Source organism: Microbispora sp. ATCC PTA-5024 (assembly GCF_000511135.2).
Classification (GTDB): domain Bacteria; phylum Actinomycetota; class Actinomycetes; order Streptosporangiales; family Streptosporangiaceae; genus Microbispora; species Microbispora corallina.
The window spans coordinates 721,250-729,421 of record NZ_KI866522.1 but is presented as its reverse complement, the minus strand read 5'-3'; the positions used below and the strand labels follow the sequence as shown (position 1 = coordinate 729,421).

4 protein-coding genes and 1 pseudogene are annotated in these 8,172 nt (G+C 75.6%); 3 read left to right on the top strand and 2 right to left on the bottom strand.

Annotated features, from left to right (window positions below):
• On the bottom strand, positions 1-325 hold a 325-nt coding region (locus MPTA5024_RS41770), incomplete at its 3' end, for a GNAT family N-acetyltransferase (protein ID WP_198166929.1).
• 183 nt (positions 326-508) lie between these two features.
• On the opposite strand from MPTA5024_RS41770, the gene MPTA5024_RS03355 reads away from it, so the two are divergent.
• The 3 genes from MPTA5024_RS03355 to MPTA5024_RS03345 all read left to right on the top strand — a co-directional run bounded on the left by MPTA5024_RS03355 (position 509) and on the right by MPTA5024_RS03345 (position 7,131).
• A complete protein-coding gene (locus tag MPTA5024_RS03355; RefSeq protein ID WP_036319751.1) occupies positions 509-4,660 on the top strand; it encodes a glycoside hydrolase family 38 C-terminal domain-containing protein in 4,152 nt (1,383 codons plus the stop codon).
• Complete coding sequence (locus MPTA5024_RS03350; protein ID WP_157099274.1) at positions 4,657-5,490, top strand: peptidylprolyl isomerase; 834 nt, start codon at positions 4,657-4,659, stop codon at positions 5,488-5,490. Before MPTA5024_RS03355 ends, MPTA5024_RS03350 begins: the two co-directional genes overlap by 4 nt.
• 99 nt (positions 5,491-5,589) lie before the next feature.
• Positions 5,590-7,131, top strand: a complete 1,542-nt coding sequence (locus MPTA5024_RS03345; protein ID WP_063794611.1) for a WS/DGAT/MGAT family O-acyltransferase — start codon at positions 5,590-5,592, stop codon at positions 7,129-7,131.
• Between the two features lie 52 nt (positions 7,132-7,183).
• On the opposite strand, the pseudogene MPTA5024_RS03340 reads toward MPTA5024_RS03345, so the two are convergent.
• Positions 7,184-8,172 (bottom strand): annotated as a pseudogene (locus tag MPTA5024_RS03340) (hypothetical protein); the annotation flags it as partial.

Sequence of the window (8,172 nt, the reverse complement as noted above, 5' to 3'; positions counted from 1 at the left end):
CCCCGAGCGAACGGGCGTGCGCGGACACGGCGGCCAGCAGGTCGCGTCCCAGCCCGCGCCGCCGCGCCGCCGGCGCCACCCAGATCTCCGCGAGCGCCCCGGCTCCGCGCGGCATCCACAGCAGGCTCGCGTACCCGCCGTCCACCACCCAGTGCGCGCGGCGGAGGTGCGGGGGCGGGTCGGCGAGCGCGCGCCGCCAGGCCGTCTCGCCAGGGAACGGCTGACGCGGCGCGTCGAGCAGGTGGCACTCGCGCCGGAGCCGGTAGATCCCGGTCAGCAGGTCGCCGGGCGCGCCGGCGGGGTCGAGGGGCGTCGGGACGGCCACGGGCACCACGGTAGGAACGGCCGGCGCGCCCCGCATCCCGTTTTCCGGGGAGTGATCGCAATTTCATGATCACGAGGGTGAGCGCGCGACGGGCGGGGGATGTCTTGGCCGTCACCCGTCCCCCGGGGGCGACCCAGGGCCTCGGCGGCGGGTGCACCGAAGGAGCCGAAACAGGGGGCGCCCATGCGCATCACCGCCGTCGAGTCCACCGATCTCTTCGTCCCGGGTCCGCGCCAGGTCGTACGGGTGACGATCGAGCCCGCGCCCGCCCACGCCGACGTCCAGGTCACCGGGCCGGGGGTGGAGGGCTCGGGCCGGTACGACGGGGTCGCGGGGGAGGAGGCGTTCGTCGCCGAGGTGCCCGTGGAGACCGGCCACCCCGCCGGCGCCCGGATCCCGATCGGCGTCCGGGTGGCGGGGCCGGACGGCCTGAGCGAGGCCGAGGGCGAGCTCACGGTCGCCGAGCCGGGCTGGACGGTTTGGATGGTGCCCCACTTCCACTACGACCCCGTCTGGTGGAACACGCAGGCGGCCTACACCTCCACCTGGGACGCGGCGGGCGCCGCCGCCCAGGCCAACCGGATGGACTTCCAGCACTCGGGGTTCGAGCTGGTCCGGCTGCACATGGAGACGGCCAGGAAGGACCCGGACTACACGTTCGTGCTGGCTGAGGTCGACTACCTCAAGCCGTACTGGGACGCCCACCCCCGGGACCGCGCGTACCTGCGCCGGCTGCTGGCCGAAGGTCGCCTGGAGATCATGGGCGGCACCTACAACGAGCCGAACACCAACCTCACGGGGGCCGAGTCGACGATCCGCAACATCGTCCACGGGATCGGCTTCCAGCGCGACGTGCTCGGCGGCGACCCGGCCACGGCCTGGCAGCTCGACGCGTTCGGCCACGACCCGCAGTTCCCCGGCATGGCCGCCGACGCCGGCCTCACCTCCAGCTCGTGGGCGCGGGGGCCGTTCCACCAGTGGGGGCCCATGCTGCGGACCGGCGGCTGGGACGACCCCTCGGTCATGCAGTTCCCCTCGGAGTTCGAGTGGCTGTCGCCCTCGGGGCGCGGCGTGCTCACCCACTACATGCCGGCCCACTACAGCGCCGGCTGGTGGATGGACTCCTCGGCCACCCTCGAACTCGCCGAGGCGGCCGTCTACTCGCTGTTCCTGCTGCTGAAGCGGGTGGCCGCCACCCGCAACGTGCTGCTCCCGGTCGGCACCGACTACACGCCGCCCAACAAATGGGTCACCCGGATCCCGCGCGACTGGAACGCGCGGTACGTCTCGCCGCGGTTCGTCTGCGGCCTGCCCCGGGAGTTCTTCGCCGCGGTCCGGGAGGAGGCCGGACGGGAGGGCGTGCGGCTGTCGCCGCAGACCCGCGACATGAACCCCGTCTACACCGGCAAGGACGTGTCGTTCATCGACACCAAGCAGGCCCAGCGGCATGCCGAGTCGCTGGTCGTGGACGCCGAGAAGTTCGCCACCGTCGCGGCGCTCGTCCGGGGCGCGCCCTACCCCCACGCCGCGCTCGACAAGGCCTGGCGTCAGCTCGTGTACGGCGCGCACCACGACGGCATCACCGGCTCGGAGTCCGACCAGGTCTACCTCGACCTGTTGACCGGCTGGCGGGAGGCCCACGACCTCGGCCGCGAGGTGCTCGGCGCGTCCCTGCGCGCGCTGAGCGAGGGCCTCGGGCCGGTGGCGGTGTGGAACCCGTCCTCCTGGCCGCGCACCGATCTCGTGCGGGTGCGGCTGGAGATCCCCGAGCCGGGGTCGTACGGGGTGACCCTCGACCCGCCCGAGCGCCCGGTGCTCCTGGAGCACCCGGAACGTCATCCCGACGGCAGCCTCGCCGCCGTCGACGCCGTCTTCCTCGCCGAGGACGTGCCCGCGCTGGGCCACCGGACGTTCCGGCTCGTCCCGGCCGCCGAGCCCGCGCCGGTCGGCTGGGCCGCACGGGAGGGGACCCGGATCGAGAACGCCACCCACGCGGTCGAGGTGGACCCGGCCCGCGGCGGCGCCGTGTCGAGCCTGCGCGTGGAGGGGCGGGAGCTGCTGCAGTCGGGCCGGGTCGGCAACGAGCTGCTGGTCTACGGCGAGCACCCCGCGCACCCCCGCTTCCACGAGGGCCCCTGGCACCTGCTGCCCAACGGGACCGTCGCCGGCTCGTCCGGGTCGCACGCCGAGGTGACGGTCGCCGAATGCCCGATCGGCCGGCGGATCACGGTCGCCGGCAGGGTGGGTCCCGCCGCGTACACCCAGGAGATCACCCTCTGGGACGGCCTCCCGCGGGTGGACCTCACCACGCACGTGGACGAGTTCGAGGGCTCCGACGCGCTGCTGCGCCTGCGGTGGCCCGTCGCCGTGCCCGGCGCGCTGCCGGTCAGCGAGGTCGGCGACGCCGTGATCGGCCGCGGCTTCGGCCTGATCGACGTCGACACCGCCGACCACCCCTGGACGCTGGACAACCCCGCCCACAGCTGGTTCGCGCTGTCGTCCACCGTCCGCGTGCGCGTCCGGTCCGAGGACGGCCGCGCCGCCGGCACCCGGGCCATCGGCGTCGCCGAGATCATCGCTCCGCCGTCGGGGCCCGTGCCGCGTGACCTCGCCGTGGCCCTCGTCCGGCAGGGCGTCACCTCCACGTGCTCCACCGCCCCCGGCCCCCGCTACGGCGACCTCGCGGTGGACTCCAACCTGCCCGACGTGCGCATCGCCGTGGGCACCCCCGAGGAGAACCCGTTCGTGGCCGGGCTGCTCGACGACCGCGAGGCGGACCTGCTGCGCCGGACGCTGGAGGCCGGCGGCCGGGCCCGGCTGTGGGTCCCGGCGGACGAGCCGCTGGAGAAGGTGTGGGTGCCAAGCGCCGACCTCACCGGGCCGCGCGCGCTGCCGGTGCTGGTGGTGTGCGGGGAGGGCGCGGTCGAGGACCTGGTCGCCGACCTGGCCGACGCCAGCGTCGAGGCCGTCCAGGCCGGGGTGGAGACGACCGACCCCGATCTGGACGAGTACACGGTCGGGCTGCTCAACCGGGGGATCCCCGGCTTCGCGGTCGACGCCTCCGGCGCCCTCCACCTGTCGCTCATGCGGTCGTGCACCGGCTGGCCGTCCGGCGTCTGGATCGACCCGCCCCGCCGCACCGCGCCCGACGGCTCCAACTTCCAGCTCCAGCACTGGACCCACTCCTTCGAGTGCGCCCTGGTCGGCGCCCCGGGGGACTGGCGGGATGCCGGTCTCGTACGGCTCGGCCACGATCTCAACCACCCGCTGCTGTCCGTACTCGCCGAACCGGGGCCTGACGGGGAGGCCGGGCCCCGGTCGTACCTGGAGACGGCCCCCGGCGTCGTGCTCGCCGCGCTCAAGGCGACGGGCACCCCGATCGCGTCCGGCCGCGTCCCCTCCGGAGCCGTCGAGGGCGTGACGGCCCGGCTGTACGAGGCCGGCGGCGCGCAGCGCCCGGCGACCGTCGCCACCGGCCTGCCGATCGGCGAGTGGAGCCGCGCCGACCTGCTGGAGAACGTCACCGGCGACGCGCCCGCCACGCTCACGGCCATGGAGGTCGTCACGCTCACCGCCCCCGTCACGGCCCCCCGGCCCACGTCCGACGGTACGGCGCCGGTCGAGCCGCACCAGCCCGTGTACACCCGCTACTGGCTGAACAACACCGGCCCGGCGCCGCTGGGGAACGTGCCGGTCGCGGTGCACCTGGAGCCGCAGGACCTCGACGTCGAGGGACCGGCCGAGCTGACCCTGTCGGTCGCCTCGAACCTGACCGTGGACGAGGCCTCCGGGGTGGTGACGCTCACCGCTCCCGCCGGGTGGGCCGTGGAGCCGGCCGTCCGCCCGTACGCGCTGGCGCCTGGCGGCCACGCGGTCGTCCCCGTACGGCTCACCCCTCCCGAGGACGCCGAGGGCGGCCTCTACACGTTCACCGCGACGACGGAGTACGGAGGCCAGACGTACCAGGACGTGACCCGACTGCATGTGGGCGGCCGCCGGCACCCCGGTCTCGACGTCCGCCTGGAGGGCCTGGGCGACCCGCCCTTCCTGCGGCTGTCGCCCGGCGGCCGGGCGGAGATCGTCGTACGGCTCCAGTCGGAGGCGCTGTCGCCCCTGTCCGTCCAGGCCCAGCTCATCAGCCCGTGGCACACGTTCGAGCTGTTCCCCATGTGGAACACGGGCGTCGTCGTGCCCCCGGCCGGGGACGCCGAGGTGCGGTTCCCCGTACGGGTCCCGGCGGGCGCCCGGCCGGGGCGGTGGTGGGCGCTGGTGAAGGTCGCCTGCGCCGGGTGGCTGCACTACACGGACACCGTCGAGATCGAGGTCGGCCGGTGACGCGCCGGACCGCGGCGGGAGCGCTGCCATCACCGGGCGTCGAGGCGGCGCGGTCACCGAGTGCGACCTGGGCGGAGCGGTCATCCGGTGTGGCGGCGGTGGTGGACGGCAGAGCCGTCCCGGCCGCCGAGGTGGACGCGCGGCTGGCCACGCTCAGGAACGGGCCGCTCGCCGCCCGCCTTCCCCATCCGGACACCGCCGAGGGCCGCAACCTGCGCCGCTGGGTCGTCCAGGTGATGGCGGCCGAGATCCTCGTCGAGCAGGAGGCGGCCCGCCGGGGGATCACCGACGGCGGGCCCCAGGAGAGAGGTCCCGGCGAGGCCGTGGCCCTGACGCTCGCGGCGGCGTTGCGGACCGGCGGCGTCGCGGCGGCCCTGCTGGCGGCGATGCCGCTCGCCCGCGCGGTCTGCCGCGCCGTGGCGGAAGGCGAGGGGCCCGGTGAAGAGGAGGTGCGCGGCTACTACCGGCGCAACCCCGACAGGTTCACCACGCCGGAGACCCGGTGGGTGCGGCCCTTCGGGCCGGTGCGCAGGGGCGAGATCACCGGCCCGATCGAGGACGCCGTCTTCGCCGCCCGCGAGGGCGAGACGGTCGGCCCTCTCGACGGGCCCGGCGGACCGTGGACGGTCGTGGTCGAGCGCGTCGCCCCCGCGCGGCGGGAGCCGTACGAGACGGCGCGTGAGCGCATCCGGCGCGAGCTCGCCGAGGCCGGCCGGGAGCGGGCGTTCGCCCGCTGGCTCGACGGACGGCACGCGGAGGCCGTCCGGCTCATGGCCGGCTTCGAGCACCCGGCCGACCCCCGCCAGCCCGACGCGACCCACCACCACTGATCCCGGCCTGGCCGGGGCGTCGGCCCGGGCCTCACGAGGCGGCGACCGGGATGGTGAGGCGGTGGTCCAACGGCGGCGATTGCGGGCAAGGGAATAGGCATGGGACAGCAGCTCAGCGCGTTCGACGCGCAGTTCCTCAACTTCGAGACGGCCACGAACCTGGCGCACATCGCGGCGCTCACGATCCTCGACCCTTCGGCCTCGCCCGGGGGCGCCGTCACGCGCGAGCACCTGATCGCCCTGCTGCGCCGCCGGCTCCACCTCGCCCCGCCGCTGCGGCGCCGGCTCGTCCAGGTGCCGTTGGGGTTCGACCACCCGTACTGGGTGGAGGATCGGGACGTCGACTTCGACTACCACGTCCGGGAGCTGGCGCTGCCGTCCCCGGGCGACGACCATCAGCTCGCCGAGCAGGTCGCCCGGCTGCACGGCCGCCGGCTGGACCGCCGGCGGCCGCTGTGGGAGCTGTACCTCATCCACGGCCTCGCCGGCGGCCGGGTCGCCGTCTACACGAAGGTCCACCACTCCGCGGTCGACGGCGTGACCGGCGCCGAGGTGCTGGCCGCGCTGATGGACTTCGAGCCCGTGCCGTGCGACGAGCCCGGTGAGCCGGGCGAGGACCCGGCGCCTCTGCAGGCGGCGCCGGACACGATCGAGATGGTGATCCGCGGGATCGCCCGGGTCCTGGACAACCCCCTGGCGCTGCTGCGCTTCCTGTCGGAGGCCGTGCCGCGGCTCGACGAGGTGCCGGTGATCTCCCAGATCCCCGGCGCCGGCCTGGTGTCGAGGATCGTGCGCGGAGCCGGCGCCGAGCGGCTGCCCGGCCTGCCCCGGATGACCGTCCCCCGCACGCCGTTCTCGGGCCCGATCTCGCAGCACCGCAGGTTCGCGTTCGGGCAGCTGCCGCTGGACGAGGTCAAACGGGTGAAGAACGCCTTCGGCGTGACCGTGAACGACGTCGTCATGGCCTTGTGCGCGGCGGCGCTGCGGCGGTGGCTCGCCAAACGCGACGAGCTTCCCCGGGTCCCGCTCGTCGTCGGCATCCCCGTGTCCACCCGCGGGCAGGGGATGAACGGCTCGGCGGCCAACGAGGTCGCGCTCACGATGACGACGATCCCCACCGACGTCGCCGGGGCCGAGGAGCGGCTGCGGTCGGTGAACCGGTCGATGCAGATCGTCAAGGAGCGGATGGCGGCGGCCCCGGCGGCGTGGCTGCTGGAGTTCAGCCAGGCCATGCCCGCGGCCCTGAACGCCCTCGCGGCCCGGTCGGCCTTCCGCTTCGCCTCGCGCCGCGCGCCCGCGATGAACCTGCTGATCTCCAACGTGCCCGGCCCCCAGACGCCGCTCTACGTCTGCGGCGCGCGGGTGCTCGCGCTGTTCCCGATCTCGGTCATCACCGACGTGAGCGGCGGGATCAACATCACGGTCTTCTCGTACGACGGGAGGCTCGACTTCGGAATCATCGTCGACCGCGACATGGTCCCGGACGTCTGGGACATCGTCGACTACCTGGGCGACGCCCTGGCCGAGCTCACCGCGCTCGCCGAGGAGGGCGGCCACGAGGCCGCCCGGCGCGGCGGCGCCGGGGGAGCCGCCCGGAAGCCGCGGACGACACGGCGCCGGCCCCCCGCGTCCGGGTCCTGACGCCGTCTCCTCCCGCGGGCGCCAGGCCAGATCAAGGCGCCGGGAGGAGGCGTCAGGAGGAGGCGAAGACCGCGCCGGACCTGTCGGAGCCGGTGACGCGGCCGATGCACCGGTAGGTGCGGTCGCCGGCCGCGAATCTGGCGGCGCTCGGCGGCAGGACCGCGACCTCCCACCTGTCGGCGGTGACGGTCGCCGCCCGCCCCCGCCGGGACGACAGCAGGGTGGAGATCGTGCAGAGCCCGGCGACCGTGGGATGCCTCGACACCGTGTCCTGGTCGCTGGAGCTCAGGCCGGCGGGCAGCGGGGCGACGGCGAACGTCTCCCACGCGTGCTTGCCGGTGCAGGGCAACGGCCGCGCCGTGACGTCGCCCGAGATCGAGACGAGCCCCGCCCAGCACTCGGGCGTGACGACGCACGCCGCGCCCGCGCCCGCCACGCGAGCAGCGGCGCAGCCCCGGGTCGTCGCGGGCACGTCGAGGACGGCGGCCGCCCGGCCGGGCGTCTGCGTCCCCTCCCGCGTCGCCCCACGGGTGGCGTCCTCGCGCGGCGTCGTCGTCGCCGTGGGCACGTCCGTGCCGCCCGGCCGTTCCATGATCATGATGGCGACGCCGGCCGTGAGCAGCAGCGCGAACACGGCCGCGACCGCGGCGAAGACCAGCGACTGCCGGGACAGGCCCGCCGGGCGGACGGTCGGCCCGTCCGCGAGCCGGCGGCCCTGCGTGGTGGCCGCCACTCCGGGTCCCGTGGTCGCCCGCCTCAGGTCGGAGACGGCTCCCGGCGCCCGGGCGCCGCCCGCGTCCCTCTGCGGCGGCACGCCCCCGAAGCCGGCGGACCCCTCGGTCCTGCGCTGCTCCGGGACGTACCCGCCCGGGACGTACGGGCCCGGGGACGTCGCTCCACCCGAGTGCGACGGGACGGGCGGCGGCACGGGCGGCCGCGGTCCCGGGACGGCCCCGGCGAGCGGCCCGCTTCCGTACGACGGTCCGTCGCCCGGCGGGGTCGGGCCCGCGGACCCGGAACCGTCCTGCGGCGACCGGCCCC